At 57.9% G+C, this 15,844-nt stretch carries 15 protein-coding genes; 9 read left to right on the top strand and 6 right to left on the bottom strand.

What is annotated here, in order from left to right; all coding sequences use genetic code 11:
* Positions 1-138: 138 nt before the first annotated feature.
* Together uxuA and CGS49_RS12225 are read left to right on the top strand one after the other, a co-directional pair.
* Positions 139-1,236 carry a mannonate dehydratase gene (gene uxuA / locus CGS49_RS12230; protein WP_097802072.1) on the top strand — a complete coding sequence of 366 codons (1,098 nt, stop codon included), beginning with the start codon at positions 139-141 and terminating at the stop codon, positions 1,234-1,236.
* Between the two features lie 5 nt (positions 1,237-1,241).
* On the top strand, positions 1,242-2,828 hold the full coding sequence (locus CGS49_RS12225) for a mannitol dehydrogenase family protein (protein ID WP_097802071.1): 1,587 nt from the start codon (positions 1,242-1,244) through the stop codon (positions 2,826-2,828).
* A gap of 161 nt (positions 2,829-2,989) precedes the next feature.
* On the opposite strand, the gene CGS49_RS12220 is transcribed toward CGS49_RS12225, so the two are convergent.
* The 6 genes from CGS49_RS12220 to asd all read right to left on the bottom strand — a co-directional run bounded on the left by CGS49_RS12220 (position 2,990) and on the right by asd (position 8,723).
* Positions 2,990-3,787, bottom strand: coding sequence for a PTS sugar transporter subunit IIA (locus CGS49_RS12220; protein WP_179859075.1), 798 nt, complete (start codon positions 3,785-3,787; stop codon positions 2,990-2,992).
* 116 nt (positions 3,788-3,903) lie between these two features.
* Positions 3,904-4,371, bottom strand: coding sequence for an ACT domain-containing protein (locus CGS49_RS12215; protein WP_097802069.1), 468 nt, complete (start codon positions 4,369-4,371; stop codon positions 3,904-3,906).
* Between the two features lie 128 nt (positions 4,372-4,499).
* On the bottom strand, positions 4,500-5,807 hold the full coding sequence (locus tag CGS49_RS12210; protein WP_097802068.1) for a CapA family protein: 1,308 nt from the start codon (positions 5,805-5,807) through the stop codon (positions 4,500-4,502).
* Between the two features lie 44 nt (positions 5,808-5,851).
* The gene (gene dapB / locus CGS49_RS12205) at positions 5,852-6,610 is read right to left on the bottom strand and encodes a 4-hydroxy-tetrahydrodipicolinate reductase (protein ID WP_097802067.1); all 759 of its coding nucleotides are present in this window, start codon (positions 6,608-6,610) and stop codon (positions 5,852-5,854) included.
* 94 nt (positions 6,611-6,704) lie between these two features.
* Positions 6,705-7,598 carry a 4-hydroxy-tetrahydrodipicolinate synthase gene (dapA, locus tag CGS49_RS12200; RefSeq protein WP_097802066.1) on the bottom strand — a complete coding sequence of 298 codons (894 nt, stop codon included), beginning with the start codon at positions 7,596-7,598 and terminating at the stop codon, positions 6,705-6,707.
* A 42-nt stretch (positions 7,599-7,640) separates the two neighbouring features.
* On the bottom strand, positions 7,641-8,723 hold the full coding sequence (gene asd / locus CGS49_RS12195; protein WP_097802065.1) for an aspartate-semialdehyde dehydrogenase: 1,083 nt from the start codon (positions 8,721-8,723) through the stop codon (positions 7,641-7,643).
* A gap of 170 nt (positions 8,724-8,893) precedes the next feature.
* Here asd and queA point away from each other — a divergent pair, with 170 nt between their 5' ends.
* The 7 genes from queA to CGS49_RS12160 all read left to right on the top strand — a co-directional run bounded on the left by queA (position 8,894) and on the right by CGS49_RS12160 (position 15,600).
* A complete protein-coding gene (gene queA / locus CGS49_RS12190) occupies positions 8,894-9,922 on the top strand; it encodes a tRNA preQ1(34) S-adenosylmethionine ribosyltransferase-isomerase QueA (protein ID WP_097802064.1) in 1,029 nt (342 codons plus the stop codon).
* 128 nt (positions 9,923-10,050) lie between these two features.
* A complete protein-coding gene (gene tgt, locus CGS49_RS12185; RefSeq protein ID WP_097802063.1) occupies positions 10,051-11,196 on the top strand; it encodes a tRNA guanosine(34) transglycosylase Tgt in 1,146 nt (381 codons plus the stop codon).
* Positions 11,197-11,269: 73 nt separating this feature from the next.
* Positions 11,270-11,587: a preprotein translocase subunit YajC gene (gene yajC, locus CGS49_RS12180; RefSeq protein WP_097802062.1), complete on the top strand. Its 318-nt coding sequence runs from the start codon at positions 11,270-11,272 to the stop codon at positions 11,585-11,587.
* A 67-nt stretch (positions 11,588-11,654) separates the two neighbouring features.
* Positions 11,655-12,050 (top strand): TIGR04086 family membrane protein, encoded by a 396-nt coding sequence (locus CGS49_RS12175; RefSeq protein ID WP_179859074.1) that lies wholly within the window; start codon positions 11,655-11,657, stop codon positions 12,048-12,050.
* A gap of 152 nt (positions 12,051-12,202) precedes the next feature.
* Positions 12,203-12,847, top strand: a complete 645-nt coding sequence (locus CGS49_RS12170; protein ID WP_143405865.1) for a hypothetical protein — start codon at positions 12,203-12,205, stop codon at positions 12,845-12,847.
* 86 nt (positions 12,848-12,933) lie between these two features.
* Positions 12,934-14,346 carry a DNA repair protein RadA gene (gene radA, locus CGS49_RS12165; RefSeq protein WP_097802059.1) on the top strand — a complete coding sequence of 471 codons (1,413 nt, stop codon included), beginning with the start codon at positions 12,934-12,936 and terminating at the stop codon, positions 14,344-14,346.
* A 9-nt stretch (positions 14,347-14,355) separates the two neighbouring features.
* Positions 14,356-15,600: a tyrosine-type recombinase/integrase gene (locus CGS49_RS12160; RefSeq protein WP_242975463.1), complete on the top strand. Its 1,245-nt coding sequence runs from the start codon at positions 14,356-14,358 to the stop codon at positions 15,598-15,600.
* Positions 15,601-15,844 lie beyond the last annotated feature (244 nt).

Below are 15,844 nucleotides of genomic sequence, written 5' to 3'. Positions count from 1 at the left end.
CAAGAATAAACACGGAAATTCGGCATTGCGTCCATTGAAAAAAGAACACTGATATACTAGAATATAAGTCAGAGAGCGCGGCACAAGGCCGCGTGAAAAGCAAGGCTAAAAAGAAATAAAAATCAGGAGGAACCCACTATGCCTATGAAAATGGGTTGGCGCTGGTATGGCGAGGGCAATGACCCCGTCAGCCTGAGCGACATCAAGCAGATCCCTGGTGTGACCAGCATCGTCTGGGCACTGCACAACAAGATGCCCGGCGAGATTTGGGAGATCGACGAGATCCAGAAGGTCGCCGATCAGATCCACGCTTACGGCTTCGATATGGATGTGGTCGAGTCCGTCAATGTCCACGATGACATCAAGATCGGTCTGCCCACCCGCGACAAGTACATCGAGAACTACAAGCAGTGCATCCGCAACCTGTCCAAGTTCGGTGTCAAGGTCATCTGCTACAACTTCATGCCGGTCTTCGACTGGACCCGCACCGATCTGTTCCATCCCGTGGGCGACGGTTCCACCGCTCTGTTCTACGAGAAGGCAAAGATCAAGGACGACTACAAGTCCATGGCTGAGTACATCATGTCCTTCACCGAGAAGTACAACATGACCTTCCCCGGCTGGGAACCCGAGCGTATGGCAAAGCTGGATGAGCTGTTCAAGGCTTACGCTCCTGTCACCAAAGAAAAGCTGTGGGAGAACCTGAAGTACTTCCTGGAAGCTATCATGCCCACCTGTCACGAGTGCGATATCAAGATGGCCATCCATCAGGATGATCCTCCTTGGGATATCTTCGGCCTGCCTCGTCTGCTGACCGATTCTGACGCCATCGACCGCTTCCTGAGCATGGTGGACGATCCGTACAACTGCCTGACTCTGTGCTCTGGCAGCCTGAACGCAAACCCCAACAACAATGTTGCTGCCATCGTCCGCAAGCACTGCGACCGTATTGCATTTGCCCACATCCGCAACATCCATCACTTCGAGAACGGCGATTTCTGCGAGGCTGCTCACCGCGATTGCTGCGGCGAGACCGGCATCATCGAGATCCTGCGCGCTTACCATGACTGCGGCTTTGAGGGCTACATCCGTCCCGACCACGGCCGTCAGCTGTGGGAGGAAGGCCCCGGCAGCTGCCGTCCCGGCTATGGCAAGTATGACCGTGCTCTGGGCATTCAGTATATGCTGGGTGTATGGGATCTGCTGGATCGTCTGGATGAGGAAAAGAAGGGCTGATTATCATGAAGCTGACTGATATTAAGAACGGCAATCTGTCCGCCGAGTGGGCAGAAAAGGGCTACGAGCTGCCCAAGTTTGACATCGAGGCCGTCAAGGCCAAGACCCACGCCGAGCCCACTTGGGTGCACTTCGGTGCAGGCAACATTTTCCGCGCTTTCCCCGCAGCAGTGCTGAACGATGCACTGAACAGCGGCGAGTATGACCGCGGTGTCATCGTGGCCGAGAGCTTCGACTACGAGATCATCGACAAGGCTTATCGTCCCTACGACAACATGAGCCTGCTGGTCTGCCTGAAGTCCACCGGCGAGATCGAGAAGAAGGTCGTGGCTTCCGTTACTGAGAGCCTGAAGGCTGATCCTTCCTTCACTGAGGACTGGGCACGTCTGGTCGAGATCTTCCAGAACCCCAGTCTGCAGATGATCTCCTTCACCATCACCGAGAAAGGCTACGGCGTTGCTCCTGCTGATCTGGAGCGCGGCCTGACCCCCGTGTTGGCCATGGGCAAGGTCACCGCTCTGCTGTACGAGCGCTTCAAGGCCGGCAAGCTGCCGCTGACCGTCCAGAGCATGGATAACTGCTCTCACAACGGCGACAAGGTCAAGAATGCTGTCCACACCTACGCCGCTAAGTGGGTGGAGCAGGGTCTGGTGCCCGCTGAGTTCCTGGCATACGTGCAGGACGAGACCAAGGTCACCTTCCCCTGGAGCATGATCGACAAGATCACCCCGCGCCCGGACGCAAAGGTGCAGAAGATGCTGGCTGACGACGGCTTTGAGGATAACTACACCATCGTCACCGAGAAGCACACCTTCACCGCTCCCTTCGTCAACGCCGAGGAGACCCAGTACCTGTGCATCGAGGACCACTACACCAATGGTCGTCCTCCGCTGGAACTGGGCGGCGTGCTGTACTGCGACCGTGAGACCGTCGATAAGATCGAGAAGATGAAGGTCTGCACCTGCCTGAACCCGCTGCACACCGCAATGTCCATCTACGGCTGCATGCTGGGCTACACCCTGATTTCTGCCGAGATGGCTGATGAAGACCTGCGTGCCTTCATCCAGAAGATCGGTTACATTGAGGCTATGCCCGTCGTGGTCGATCCCGGTGTGCTGAACCCCTACGAGTTCATCGGCGCTGTCATCAACCGTCGTCTGCCTAACCCCTTCATGCCCGATGCTCCCCAGCGTATCGCAACCGATACCTCTCAGAAGCTGGCCATCCGCTTCGGCGAGACCATCAAGGCATACGAGGCACGCGGTCTGGACAAGTCCAATCTGATTCTGATCCCGCTGGTACTGGCAGGTTATGCCCGCTACCTGAAGGGCATCGACGATAACGGTCAGGCTTTCGAGCCCTCCACCGATCCGCTGCTGGCTGAGCTGCAGGCAATCGTGGCTCCACTGGAAGTCAAGGAAGGCGAGCAGGACTTCAGCTGCCTGAAGCAGCTGTACAGCCGCACCGATGTGTTCGGCGTTGACCTGTATGCCGTTGGTCTGGGCGAGAAGATCGAGTCTATGGCCAAAGAGCTGTTCGCAGGCCCCGGCGCTGTGCGCAAGACCCTGCACAAGTACACCCTGGCTCGCTGATTGCCTGAGTTGCACTAAGCTATCTTCGTTCCCACGCTGCGCTTTGCTTTGCCGCAGCGTGGGATTTTTTATATGCAAAGACCCCTGCTCACTTCAAGCGAGCAGGGGTCTTTGTGTCTTCGGTGATTTTGTTTTTTGCCAGAAGATGCGGCAGGGGCCTGTCAGCAAAGCAGCAGTAGTTTTTGTCCTTCGGTCACGGTGCCGCTGGCAATGACCTGCACAGATTTAAATGCGGCGGTATTGGTCACAACGACCGGCGTGGTCACGCGGTATCCGGCGGCTGCAATTGCGGTGCGGTTGAACTTCAGAAGAAGCTGACCCTGCTTTACCCTGTCGCCCACTTGCACCTGCGGGGCAAAGCCCAGGCCTTTCAGTTCCACGGTATCCATGCCAACATGGATCAGAAGTTCAACTCCGGTTTCGCTGCGCAGGCCGACGGCATGCTTCGTCTGCGCGATCTGCTCCACAACGCCGTCAAACGGTGCCACGATGGCATCGCCGGACGGCTCAATGGCGCAGCCTTTACCCAGTGCTTCGCTGGAAAAGACCGGATCCTCGATCCGGGGCAGGGGGCGCACTCTGCCGGAAACAGGTGCATAGATCAGGATACCGTCGGCGGCAGTCGGTTCCATTTTGCGGCCGCGATGAAAAAGCCGCGCCAGAAATGCAGCGGCCGGGTGGGCGGCACCTGCCGGTCTTCCTTTGCCATCAAGATGCGCTGCGCGGCAGACGGCATCATAAACTTCCGTGACATGACGCCCGATCACGACCATATACTGCCTGCCGCTGCGAATGACAGTCACGACACCGGCAGTGCCAGACAGGGCACTCGTCTGTGCCTTGCTTTCATCCAGGAGCCGGAACCGCAGCCGGGTCGCACAATGGGTCAGCGATGCAATGTTTGCGCGGCCGCCGACATCTTGAATGATGATTCTGGCAAGATCATCATATTTGCTCATAGAAACTTCTCCCAATCGTTTTCTCGCAGCAGCGAGCATTTCACATTTCAAATGAACGCGAAGGAGACCCGGACCGCAGCAAACTGCATGTCCGGGTCTCGCGCAGGATGAAAAAATCAGAGCTCGTATGCCTTTTTCAGTGCTTCATAAGCGGCATCTTCATTTTCTGCATGGACCAGCAGAGAAATATCCAGGTCACTGGTCGTGACCAGAAGCACCTCGATGCCAGCAATTGCAAGGGCATTCAGCGCGCGGGCAGCTACGCCGCAGCTGGTGACCATCTCCTCGCCAAACAGGTTCAGCTTGGAGTAGCCGACACTGATCAGGGGAGAAGCCTTTGCGTCCTTATCCAGGTTTGCGGCCGAGATCGCCTTCATCACCAGCGGCAGGTCGCTGCTGGATGCCGTAAAGCTGAAATCAATGGTCGTGCCGTGGGGAGCACTCTGGCTGATCATATCCACGACAACGCCGTTGTCGGCAAAGATCTGCAGGTAACGTGCCAGGCCATTGCCTTTGAACTCAACATCCTGCACGCTAATCATCATCAGGCTGGGTTCAATGTTGATCTTCGATACTCCGTACATAAGAGCCTCCGTTCTGCCCGGGACCGGGCGCTTTGAGCGATCCTTTTTGGATGAGACGGCAACATCGTTGGACCGCATAGCAAATATGCCGTTTTGGAATGCAAGGGTCCTTGAATTCGGATGGGGTTTTACGTGGATGCCAGAAAATCGCCGGTAATGTTCTGCTGCACGATGCTGCGGACCGCCTCCAGGCTGAACGCCGGGTAAGCTTCCCGCACGCCGTGTGCCTTGGCCAATGCATCGGTGTAATCTGCCAGCAGATAGGTCCGCACGTTGGATTTGCCTGCATCATAATGCGTGACGGTGGGGTGGAGCTTCGGCTCCAGCACGGTGCACTGCGCACTGCCGTCCGGGTCCGTCACCTTCTGCAGCTGCACCGTCAGGATCGCACCCACCAGCTGATCCGGCTGGTTCTGCGTGCTGAGAAAATTCCCCAGCGAGTAGGCAGTGAACACCTTCCGGCCATCCTCCGCTGTGAGCCACTCGGCATCCTGCAGCACATGCGGATGGGTGCCAATGATCAGGTCCGCGCCCCAGTTGGCGAGGTTTTGTGCCAAAGTTCGCTGCGAATCCACGATGGTGTGGCTGTTTTCCACGCCCCAGTGCACGCCCACCACCACAAAGTCCGCCTGCTGCCGTGCCGCACGCACCTGCTGCTCGATCACATCGGTCTGGCTGGTGTAGATGATATTGGCGGGCATGGCACTGCTTTGCGGGATGCCGTTTGTGTGCTCTGTGTAGGAAAGGTAGGCGATGGTCACGCCGTTGATGGTCTGCAGCGGGATGCGGCCGTAATCCTCCGTGCCGCGCCAGAGGCCTGTGGTCACAACGTCTTCCGGCATACTCTCCCAGAAACGCAGGGTCGCTGCAATGCCTGCTGCACCCTTGTCATAGGTGTGGTTGTTGGAAAGGCTGAACACCCGGACTCCGGCGCGGTAAAGTGCCCGTGCGCAGTCACCCGGCGTGGAGAAGCAGGGATAACTGGAAGGCTCCAGCTCATCGTTGCAGAGCGTTTCCTGGTTGATCCAGTTGACATCCTGCTGTGCATAGAAAGGCGCGATGTGCTCATAGCAGTAGTCAAAGCTGTATTTTTCGGTGCCGGTGGCGCGGCGCTGCGCCTGTTTGTAGATCGGCGAATGGATCAGGTCGTCGCCCGTTGCAGAAAAGCGGATCGTCTCCACCACTGGTTCCGGCTCCTTTTCGGGTTCGGGTGTTTCCTCCGGGACGGAGCCTGCGGTTTCCTCAGCACGGGCCGGAAGTGCAGCGACGCTTGCCGAGTCTGCCACAGGGATCGTCCCCTGGAACAAAAGACGCGGCAGGCAGGCGATGCACAGCAGAATGACCGCGGCGGCTGCCCCCAGTGTCCAGAGCGCCTGCTTTTTGGCCCGCCGCTTTGCGGAAGGGCGGCGGCGGGGCGAGGCTTCATGTTGATTCATGGCGTTCACATCTTTCTGCGGCGCATTCCGGCTTTTCGAAAAGATCAGAGGGCGGCGATCATGTCACCCATGTTGTACAGGCCCGGCTCCTTCTTTGCCAGATAGACGGCGGCGTTGATGGCACCGTTGGCAAAGATATTGCGGGAGTAAGCGGTGTGCTTGAGGGTGATGACCTCGTCCGGGCCGCAGAACAGTACTTCGTGGTCGCCCACGATGCTGCCGCCGCGCACAGAGCTGATGCCGATCTCCTTCGGGTCACGCTTCTGGCGGACAGAAGAACGGTCGTATACATAGTGGTAAGCGCCGTCGTTCTGCTCGTTGATCGCGTCGGCCAGCATCAGGGCAGTGCCGCTGGGAGCATCCAGCTTGTTGTGGTGATGCTGCTCCACGATCTCAACGTCGTAGTTCACACCCAGAATGGCCGATGCACGCTTGCACAGCTCGGACAGCACGTTGATGCCCATGGACATGTTGGCGCTCTTGAACACCGGAACGGTGCGGGACAGCTGCACGACCTTGAGCTGCAGTTCTTCCGAAAGGCCGGTGGTGCACACCACGATGGGCAGCTTGTGGGCTTCGCAGTAGGGCAGAGCCTTTTCCACAGCGGCCGGAGAGCTGAAGTCGATGATGACATCACCCTTGCCGTCCAGCTTTTCCAGACTGTCGTATACAGGGATACCGTTCTGCTCGCCGTCCTTCACGTCGATACCGGCGATCACGCGGCAGTCGTCGCGCTGCGCGATCATCTCGCACAGCACATGGCCCATGCGGCCGCCGATGCCCTGAATCACAATTTCCGTCATAGTTTTTATCCTTTCCCACCGCAGTTTTCCCCGCGGCGAATACGGCAAAATGCCCGGGCTGGAATTTCCGCCGGGCATTCGCGCGCAAATGAATTTATTCCTGGATGAGGCCTGCTGCCTGCAGAGTCTTTTCGATCTGCTCCTTGTGGGCGTCGCTGGGCTCCACCAGCGGCAGGCGGCACTCGCCGGCCTCCCAGCCCAGCACGTTCATGGCGTACTTCACCGGGATGGGGTTCACCTCGCAGAACAGTGCATCGGCCAGCGGCAGCATTTCCAGCTGCAGGTCGCGTGCCTTGGCAGTGTCACCGTCAAAGAAGGCCTGGCAGCAGTCGTGCACCAGCTGAGGCTTGACGTTGGAGACGACGCTGATGACGCCCTTGCCGCCCAGAGCCAGCAGGGGGACCACCTGATCGTCGTTGCCGGAGTAGATGTTCAGCTCGTCACCGCACAGCTGTGCGATCTTGGCCACCTGGGAGATGTTGCCGGAAGCTTCCTTGATGCCGTTGATCAGCGGGTGCTTGCTCAGCTCCAGAGCGGTCTCAGGCGCAATGTTCAGGCCGGTGCGGGACGGCACATTGTACACGATCACCGGAATGCCGCCGGCCTCTGCCATGGCGGTAAAGTGGGCCACCAGACCAGCCTGCGTGGTCTTGTTGTAGTAGGGGGTGACCATCAGCAGGGCGTCGGCACCGCACTCGGCAGACTTTGCAGCCAGGGCGCAGCCGTGGTCGGTGTCATTGGAGCCGGCACCTGCAATGACGGGCACACGGTGGTTGACGACATCCACAGTGTACTTGATGGCAGCCAGCTGTTCCTCGTCGGTCATGGTGGAGCACTCGCCGGTAGTGCCGCAGATGACGATCGCGTCGGTGTGGTGTGCGATCTGATCCTCAATGATGCGGCCCAGCTCGTCAAAATTGATGCTTCCGTCCTCGTACATCGGGGTGATGATGGCAACACCCGCGCCGGTAAAGACAGGATTCTTCATAACCTAAAAACTCCTTTGTATGCGTTCTCACGCAAAATATACTCAGTCAAAATAGCCCTTTGCGGCCAGCAGCTCGGCCAGCAGCACGCCGCCGCCTGCAGCACCGCGCAGGGTGTTGTGGCTCATGCAGGCAAACTTGTAATCGAACAGGGTGTCCTCGCGCAGGCGGCCGATGCACACAGCCATGCCGTTCTCGGTGTTGCGGTCCAGCTTGGGCTGCGGACGATCCGGCTCGGTGAAGTAGTGCAGGAACTGCTTGGGTGCGCTGGGCAGGTTCAGCTCCTGAGCGGGGCCGCGGAACTTCTCCCAGGCTTCGATCATCTGCTCTTTGGTGGGCTTCTTGTCAAAGCTCACGAACACGGCAGCGGTGTGGCCGTCGGAAACCGGTACGCGGAAGCACTGTGCGGTGATGACCGGCTTCTCGGCATTGACGATGTGGTCGCCCTCAATGTGGCCCCACAGCTTGAGCGGCTCGCGCTCGCTCTTTTCTTCCTCGCCGCCGATGTAGGGGATGACGTTATCCACGATCTCGGGCATGCGGTCAAAGGTCTTGCCGGCACCGGAGATGGCCTGATAGGTGCACACCAGCGCCTTGCTGACGCCGAAGTCCTTCATCAGCGGGTGCAGGGCGGGAACATAGCTCTGCAGGCTGCAGTTGGACTTGACAGCGATGAAGCCGCGCTTGGTGCCCAGACGCTTGCGCTGAGCGGCAATGATCTCGATGTGATCGGCATTGATCTCGGGCACCACCATGGGCACATCCGGGGTAAAGCGGTTTGCGCTGTTGTTGGAGACCACCGGGCACTCGGCCTTTGCATAGGCTTCTTCCAATGCCTTGATCTCATCCTTCGGCATGTTGACGGCGCAGAAAATGAAATCCACCTGAGAGGCAACTTCTTCCACCTTGGAAGCGTCTGCCACGATCATCTTCTTCACGCTCTCCGGCATGGGGGTGGTCATGGCCCAGCGGGGGCCAACAGCCTCCTCATACGTTTTGCCTGCGCTGCGGCCGGATGCGGCCACGACGGTCAGCTTGAACCAGGGGTGGTTCTCCAGCAGCGTCACAAAACGCTGGCCCACCATGCCGGTTGCGCCTACGATACCCACTTTATACTGTTTTTCCATTTCCGGTACCCTTCCTTTCGAAAAAGAGAACTCAATAAATATTTCTATTACACAGATTCACGGCTTGCAAACCGGACACCGATGCAATATAATAGATACTGCTTATACAGATTTTATGATATCATTGATACGGTGTCCGTGTCAATCATCGGAAAGGCAAATTGAGTCCTATGTTGAAAAAAGATTTTTGGTATGATTTACCCAAAGAACTTATTGCGCAGGAACCGGCAGACCCCCGCGACTCTGCACGGCTGATGGTTTTGAGCCAGAAAGACGACAGCATCCAGCACAAGATCTTCCACGACCTGCCGGATTACCTGGAACCGGGCGACCTGCTGGTGGTGAACAATTCCAAGGTGCTGCCGGCACGCATCGTGGGCATCAAGCAGCCCACCGGTGCCGTGTGTGAGCTGCTGCTGCTGCGTCAGGTCAAGGGTGATCAGTGGGAATGCCTGGCAAAGCCCGGCAAGCGGATGCAGCCCGGTACAAAGGTGAGCTTCGGCGACGGGTCCCTGACCGCCGTGGTGGACGAAACGCTGGAAGACGGCAATAAGTACGTTACATTTTATTACGATACAGAGACGCTTTATGAAAAGCTGGACGAATTCGGCAAAATGCCGCTGCCGCCCTACATCACAAAGCAGCTGGAGGACCAGAGCCAGTACCAGACCGTTTACGCGAAGGAGCTGGGCAGCGCGGCAGCCCCCACGGCCGGCCTGCACTTCACCCCGGAGCTGATGGATACCATCCGCGCCAAGGGTGTGAATATTGCTGAGGTGACCCTGCATGTGGGCCTGGGTACCTTTCGCCCCGTGCAGGAGGACGAGATCACCGACCACAAGATGCACAGCGAGTGGTACTGCATCGACGAAAAGACTGCGCAGATGATCCGCGACACCAAAGCTGCGGGCCACCGCGTCATCGCCGTGGGCACCACCAGCTGCCGCACGCTGGAAGCTGTTGCCGCAAAATACGGTGAGATCCGTGCCTGCAGTGGCAATACCTCCATTTTCCTGTATCCGGGCGTCAAGTTCAACTGCATCGACGGCCTCATCACAAACTTCCATCTGCCCGAAAGCACCCTCATCATGCTGGTGTCGGCCTTGTACGGCTACGAAAAGACCATGGCAGCTTATAAGGTTGCCGTTCAGGAACGTTACAGATTTTTCTCTTTTGGCGACGCCATGGTCATCTTGTAATTTTATGACGGTGCTGCGTTGCATTTTTGCAAAAAGAGACGAAATCTTCTGTGGCTGAAAAAGTCCGCTCCGGGCTTTTTCGTTGAGATCGCACGGCTGTTTTCCGTGCACAGAAAGGAACAAAAATCATGCCTTCTTTGACGACTTACAAACTGCTCAAGCAGGAACACGATGCCCGGCGGGGCGAGTTCAAGACCGTGCACGGCACGGTGCAGACGCCCGCTTTCCAGAACGTGGCCACCGCAGGTGCCATCAAGGGCGGCCTGTCCGCACACGACCTGAAGGACATCGGCGCGCAGGTCATGCTGTGCAACACCTACCATCTGCATTTGCGCCCCGGCGACAAGCTGGTGGCCGACATGGGCGGCCTGCACAAGTTCACCCGCTGGGATGGTCCCATCCTGACCGACAGCGGCGGGTTCCAGGTGTTCAGCCTGGCCAAGCTGCGCAAGATCACCGAGGAAGGCGTGACCTTTGCCTCCCATCTGGACGGCCACCGCATCTTCATGGGCCCGGAGGAGAGCATGCAGATCCAGGCAAACCTCGGCTCCACCATTGCCATGGCCTTTGACGAGTGCGTGGAGAACCCTGCCCAGCACGACTACTCCGAGGCCAGTTGCGCGCGTACCACCCGCTGGCTGAAGCGCTGCAAGGCTGAGATGGCCCGCCTGAAGCACGAAGGCATCTCGGTCAACCCGGATCAGCTGCTGTTCGGCATCAACCAGGGCTGCACTTTTGCAGACCTGCGCGTGGAGCACATGAAGCAGATCGCTGACCTTGACCTTGACGGCTATGCCATCGGCGGCCTTGCCGTGGGTGAGCCCACCGAGGTGATGTACGAGATCATCAGCCAGGTGGAGCCCTACATGCCTAAGGATAAAATTCGTTATCTGATGGGTGTGGGCACCCCCGGCAACATCATTGAGGCAGTCTCCCGTGGTGTGGACCTGTTCGACTGCGTCATGCCCAGCCGCAATGCCCGTCACGGCCATCTGAACACCTGGGGCGGCATCATCAATATCAAGAATGCCAAGTACGAGCGCGATGAGCGCCCCATCGACCCGCTGTGCGGCTGCCCGGCCTGCCGGAACTATTCCCGCGCCTATATCCGCCACCTGTTCAAGGCCGAGGAGATCCTTGGCATGCGTCTGGCCGTGATGCACAACCTCTGGTTCTACAATCATCTGATGGAGCGTATCCGCGATGAGCTGGATGCAGGTACCTTCACGGCCTTCCACGACAAGTATGTGAAGCTTCTGGACACCCGAATTTGAGAATAAACCTTGAAACGGGTCGTTTAAAAAGGTATAATAGTTTTATCTGAATTTTGAGAGGAGACTTTGCACCATGCAATTTCTGACCACCACGTCCGAGGGCTACATCAGCCTGTTCTTCACGCTGGCACTGATGCTGGTTCTGCTGTACTTCATGATCTATCGTCCCCAGAAGAAGCAGGAAAAGAAGGATGCCGCCATGCGCAGCAGCCTGGAGATCGGCGATCAGGTCACCACCATCGGCGGTGTGATCGGCCGCGTCGTTGCCATCAAGGACGACACCTTTGTTCTGGAGACCGGCGCAGACCGCGTGAAGATCCGCTTCACCAAGACTGCCATCGCTTCTGTTGAGAAGCTGAACATGGACAAGGCTGGCTCCGACAAGAAGTAAGCCTTTCCCGCCAATGCATAATGAACACGCCTCCCTGCATAGAGTTCTGGCAGGGAGGCGTGTTTTTATGTCTGAAAAGAAGAATTTTGTATCGGTGCTTCGGGTCTGGCTTCTGGCAGGCCTTGTTGGGGTCCTGGCATCGGCCTGCAGCCTGCTGGGGTTTGCTGCATGGATGGCGTCACACCATTGTTCCGGCTCTGTGGCCGTGCCGCTGGCCGCAGCTGCGGTGGGGTTTGGCAGCTTTTGCAGCGGATGGGTGACGGCGTTCTGCAAACGGGAGCGCGGTCTTTTCTGCGGCATCGCACAGGGGCTCTGGTTTGCGGCGCTGCTGTTCGTGCTGGCGCTGCCGTCCGGCGTGTTTATGGAAAGCGCGGCATGGATGCGCTTTGCAGCGGTCATTCTGTGCGGCAGTCTGGGCGGCTTCCTTGGTGTGCGCAGCCACCCGAAAAAACATCTCGGCTGAGGGAAGGGGAACGAACGATGTGGATCTATGAACCGGATGCCCCCCTTGCAAATCACACTGCACCGGATGCGGCAGAACGATCGCTGCTGCCGGTCCCGGCATGCGATGCGAACACATTCGAAAATGAGGCCCCACAAGAAGCACCCGGCACAGTGCAGCCGGAAGTGCATGCAACGGCCCCGGCAGCGCCCGTCCCTGCCCGGCGGGGTGCTGCGCAGGCCTTTCCGGGCAGTGGAATGCTGGCGGCGGCTTTTCTGGCCGGGAGCGCTGCGGCCGGTGTCCTGTACGCGCTGTGCAATGCGCCGCAGCTGGAATGGCTGCGCGCTTATCTTCAGAGCTGGCTTGCGCTTTTTTCGGCTTCCGGTACCCATGCGGCGGCAGCGATCTTTACGGCAGAATACATCACCCTGTTGGCCGCGGCGACCTGCCTGTTCCTGCTGGGATTTTCCGCTTTTGGGCCGGTGCTGATCGTTCTGTTCATGATGCTTTATGGGGCCGGGAACGGCATCCTGACGGTCCAGCTTTTTTCCGGGACAAGCCTTGGCGGAAAAGCTCTGCTCCTTTTGCTTACCGCAGTTCCGGCATCTGCGGCGGCGGCCTGCCTGTGCCTTCTGGGTGCGGCAGCTCTGCGTGTCAGCGGCCGCATCCGGGCATACTCTTTCCGGACGGTGCATCCCGGTGCGGAACGCCCGGGCGCGGCAGTGTTATTCCGCCAGTACCTGCTGACGCTCGTTCTCTTTTTGCCCTTGTGCGGGGCGGCAGCCGGTCTGGCCTGCCTGGAAAGCAGGCTGTTCTGAACAAAACGCAGCTGCTTTTCTTGCAGGAAGAACCGCAGTGTGCTACAATAATGAAAAACATTATGTGAAACAGCAGGAGAATATCCATGAAAGAACCGAAGCTGAAAACTGTATACGTCTGTTCCAACTGCGGGGAGACAAGCCCTCGCTGGATGGGCCGCTGCCCCAGCTGCGGCAGTTGGAACACGATGAATGAGGATGTTGTGGCCGAAGCCCCGAAGGCGGGCACCACGGCCGCCCGGCAGGCGGCCGCTGCCAGACAGGAAGGCGTGACGACCCTGACGGCAAAGCGCCTTTCGGAGATCAGCACCACGGAAGAAAAAAGCCGCATTTTGACCGGCATCTCTGAGCTGGACCGCGTGCTGGGTGGAGGTATCGTGCTGGGTGGCGTGGTGCTGCTGAGCGGTGAGCCGGGCGTGGGCAAATCCACGATGCTGCTGCAGCTGTGCGGTGCAATCTCGAATCAGCACACGGTACTGTATATCACCGGTGAGGAGTCGGTGCGGCAGGTCAAGCTGCGGGCGGCCCGGCTGAAGGTGCCGCAGGAGAACATCTTTCTGGCCGCCGAGAACGATGTGGACGAGATCTGTGGCCTGATCGAAAAGGAAAAGCCGGACCTTGTAGTCATCGACTCCATCCAGACCATGCGTTGCATGGACATTGCGTCTTCGTCCGGTACGGTCAGCCAGGTGAAGGAGAGTGCCGCGCGGCTGCTGGCTGTGGCCAAAAAGCAGGAGATCCCCATGTTCATCGTGGGCCATGTGAACAAGGACGGTGCCATTGCGGGCCCGAAGGTCATGGAGCACATCGTGGATACCGTGCTGTACTTCGAGGGCGACAAAATGCTGCCGTACCGCATTCTGCGTGCGGCCAAAAACCGCTATGGCTCCACCAATGAGCTGGGTATGTTCGACATGACCGGGCAGGGCCTTGCCGAGATCGAAAACCCGTCCCAGATGCTGTTGGAAGGCCGTCCGCTGGGTGTCTCCGGCAACTGTGTGGCCTGCACCATTGAGGGCAGTCGGCCCATTCTGAGCGAGATCCAGGCACTGGCCACCAAAACGAATTTTCCGGCCCCGCGCCGTGCCTGCAGCGGTTACGACTACAACCGCATGAACCTTCTGATCGCCGTGCTGGAAAAGCGTGCAGGCTATTTCTTCGGCAATCTGGATGTTTATGTCAACATTGTCGGCGGTATCGCTCTGCGGGATACCGCCTGCGACCTTTCCGTCTGCCTGAGCATGGTCTCGTCGCTTCTGGACCGCCCCGTCAGCGATAAGCTGATCGCCATCGGCGAAGTAGGCCTGGGCGGTGAGGTGCGCAGTGTGCCGAATCTGGAGCAGCGTCTGCATGAGGCAGAGCGTATCGGTTTTGAGCGGGCTGTCATCCCGAAGCACAGCCTGAACCACCTGAACCCGGCGGATTATCCGGGAATGCAGCTGATCGGTGCGGCTTATATCAGCGATGCCATCAACGCACTGAAAACCGACCGCTTGTAAGAGGGAACTATGTCGATCTACCTTGATGAAAAAAATCCGGGCAAGCACAAGCCCTTTGAGGATGCCTCGCCGGACGTCGTGGCCTATGTGCGCTATCTGGAAGTGATCGCGGGCAAGAGCGCAAACACCGCCTTCAGCTATTACTGCGACCTGCGCGGGTTCAGCCGCTTTATGAAGCGTCGGCGCGGGCTTGTCCCGGCGGACTGCGAATTGAAGGATATCGACCCGAAAGGCTTGGATGCCGCGTTCTGGGCCAGCGTGACAAAGGAAGATATCTACGAATATCTGTACTTTCTGGGCAGCGAATGCGGCAACAAAAAGTCCTCGACCGCTCGGCGGCTCGCCAGCCTGCACGGCTTCTATGATTATCTGGTCAATCAGGTCAACAAGCTGGAAGCTGACCCCACAGCCGCCATCCATCCGCCTAAACAGGATAAAGTCCTGCCTAAATATCTGACGGCAGAGCAGTCCATGGATCTGCTGGAAAGCACCCAGTTCCAGAGCGACTTCCCGGAGCGGGATTACTGCATGGTGGTACTGTTTTTGAACTGCGGGATGCGTCTGGCAGAGCTGGTGGGCATGGATCTGGAAGACATCGATATGGAAAACCGTCAGATTCGGCTGTTTGGCAAGGGCCATAAAGAGCGCATGGTCTACCTGAACGATGCCTGCATGGAGGCGCTGCAGCTGTACCTGAACAAGCGCAACACGATGGAAGGGCTTTTGCCGAAGGAGCGTGCGGTGTTCATCACCCGGCGGCGCAAGGAGCGCATCGGCAACCGAAGGGTGGAACAGCTGGTGACCGGTGCCATGAAAGCAGCCGGGCTGAAGGGCTTTTCCACCCATAAGCTGCGCCACACCGCTGCCACGCTGATGTACCAGACCGGCAATGTGGATATCCTGACCCTCAAGCAGCTGCTGGGCCACAGCAGCGTTTCCACGACCCAAATTTACACGCACCTACAGGAATTTCAGGTGCGGACGGCTATTGAGGAAAATCCGCTGGGCAAGGTCTCGCGTAAGAAGACCTCTCGTGCAAGCTTGGATACAACAGGAACCGAGGCAGGGAAGGCCCTTGGGGAATCTAATGCGTCTTTGAATGAAAGCAACGTATCTTCGCCGGAATTCCAAGACGAATCGGATGAGAATGCCCCTGCACCAGAGCTTACAGGTGCCGCCAAGGAAGGCTTTGGCCTGGATCTGCCTGAAGGTGCGCTTTCGGAACCATCGGATCCGACATCGGGAGCCCGATGAACCGTGGGTCATGTGTACGGATTTTTACTTAACGCAGATGAACGATTGGAACTCCTGACAAACACTGTCGGACAGACAGATGCTTGCCGGGAGTTTTTTGATGGTGTTTGCAAAGCCAATGTGAACGGTAAAAAGAAAACCACGCCGCGAGAATATCATAATATCATAATAATGAAAACAAACGGCGAACGGATAAAGAAAGATTGCGTTTGAATGGAAATGGAAAAACAAATAAAACAGAACT

The organism is Faecalibacterium langellae (genome assembly GCF_002549775.1).
GTDB classification, from domain to species: Bacteria; Bacillota; Clostridia; order Oscillospirales; family Ruminococcaceae; genus Faecalibacterium; species Faecalibacterium langellae.
Note: the sequence above shows the minus strand (reverse complement) of the source record. Positions and strands in the feature narration are given on the sequence as shown.

Coding starts and splice junctions, on each gene's coding strand:
- uxuA (WP_097802072.1), top strand. CDS start 139: ATGCCTATGAAAATGGGTTGGCGCTGGTATGGCGAGGGCAATGACCCC.
- CGS49_RS12225 (WP_097802071.1), top strand. CDS start 1,242: ATGAAGCTGACTGATATTAAGAACGGCAATCTGTCCGCCGAGTGGGCA.
- CGS49_RS12220 (WP_179859075.1), bottom strand. CDS start 3,787: ATGAGCAAATATGATGATCTTGCCAGAATCATCATTCAAGATGTCGGC.
- CGS49_RS12215 (WP_097802069.1), bottom strand. CDS start 4,371: ATGTACGGAGTATCGAAGATCAACATTGAACCCAGCCTGATGATGATT.
- CGS49_RS12210 (WP_097802068.1), bottom strand. CDS start 5,807: ATGAATCAACATGAAGCCTCGCCCCGCCGCCGCCCTTCCGCAAAGCGG.
- dapB (WP_097802067.1), bottom strand. CDS start 6,610: ATGACGGAAATTGTGATTCAGGGCATCGGCGGCCGCATGGGCCATGTG.
- dapA (WP_097802066.1), bottom strand. CDS start 7,598: ATGAAGAATCCTGTCTTTACCGGCGCGGGTGTTGCCATCATCACCCCG.
- asd (WP_097802065.1), bottom strand. CDS start 8,723: ATGGAAAAACAGTATAAAGTGGGTATCGTAGGCGCAACCGGCATGGTG.
- queA (WP_097802064.1), top strand. CDS start 8,894: ATGTTGAAAAAAGATTTTTGGTATGATTTACCCAAAGAACTTATTGCG.
- tgt (WP_097802063.1), top strand. CDS start 10,051: ATGCCTTCTTTGACGACTTACAAACTGCTCAAGCAGGAACACGATGCC.
- yajC (WP_097802062.1), top strand. CDS start 11,270: ATGCAATTTCTGACCACCACGTCCGAGGGCTACATCAGCCTGTTCTTC.
- CGS49_RS12175 (WP_179859074.1), top strand. CDS start 11,655: ATGTCTGAAAAGAAGAATTTTGTATCGGTGCTTCGGGTCTGGCTTCTG.
- radA (WP_097802059.1), top strand. CDS start 12,934: ATGAAAGAACCGAAGCTGAAAACTGTATACGTCTGTTCCAACTGCGGG.
- CGS49_RS12160 (WP_242975463.1), top strand. CDS start 14,356: ATGTCGATCTACCTTGATGAAAAAAATCCGGGCAAGCACAAGCCCTTT.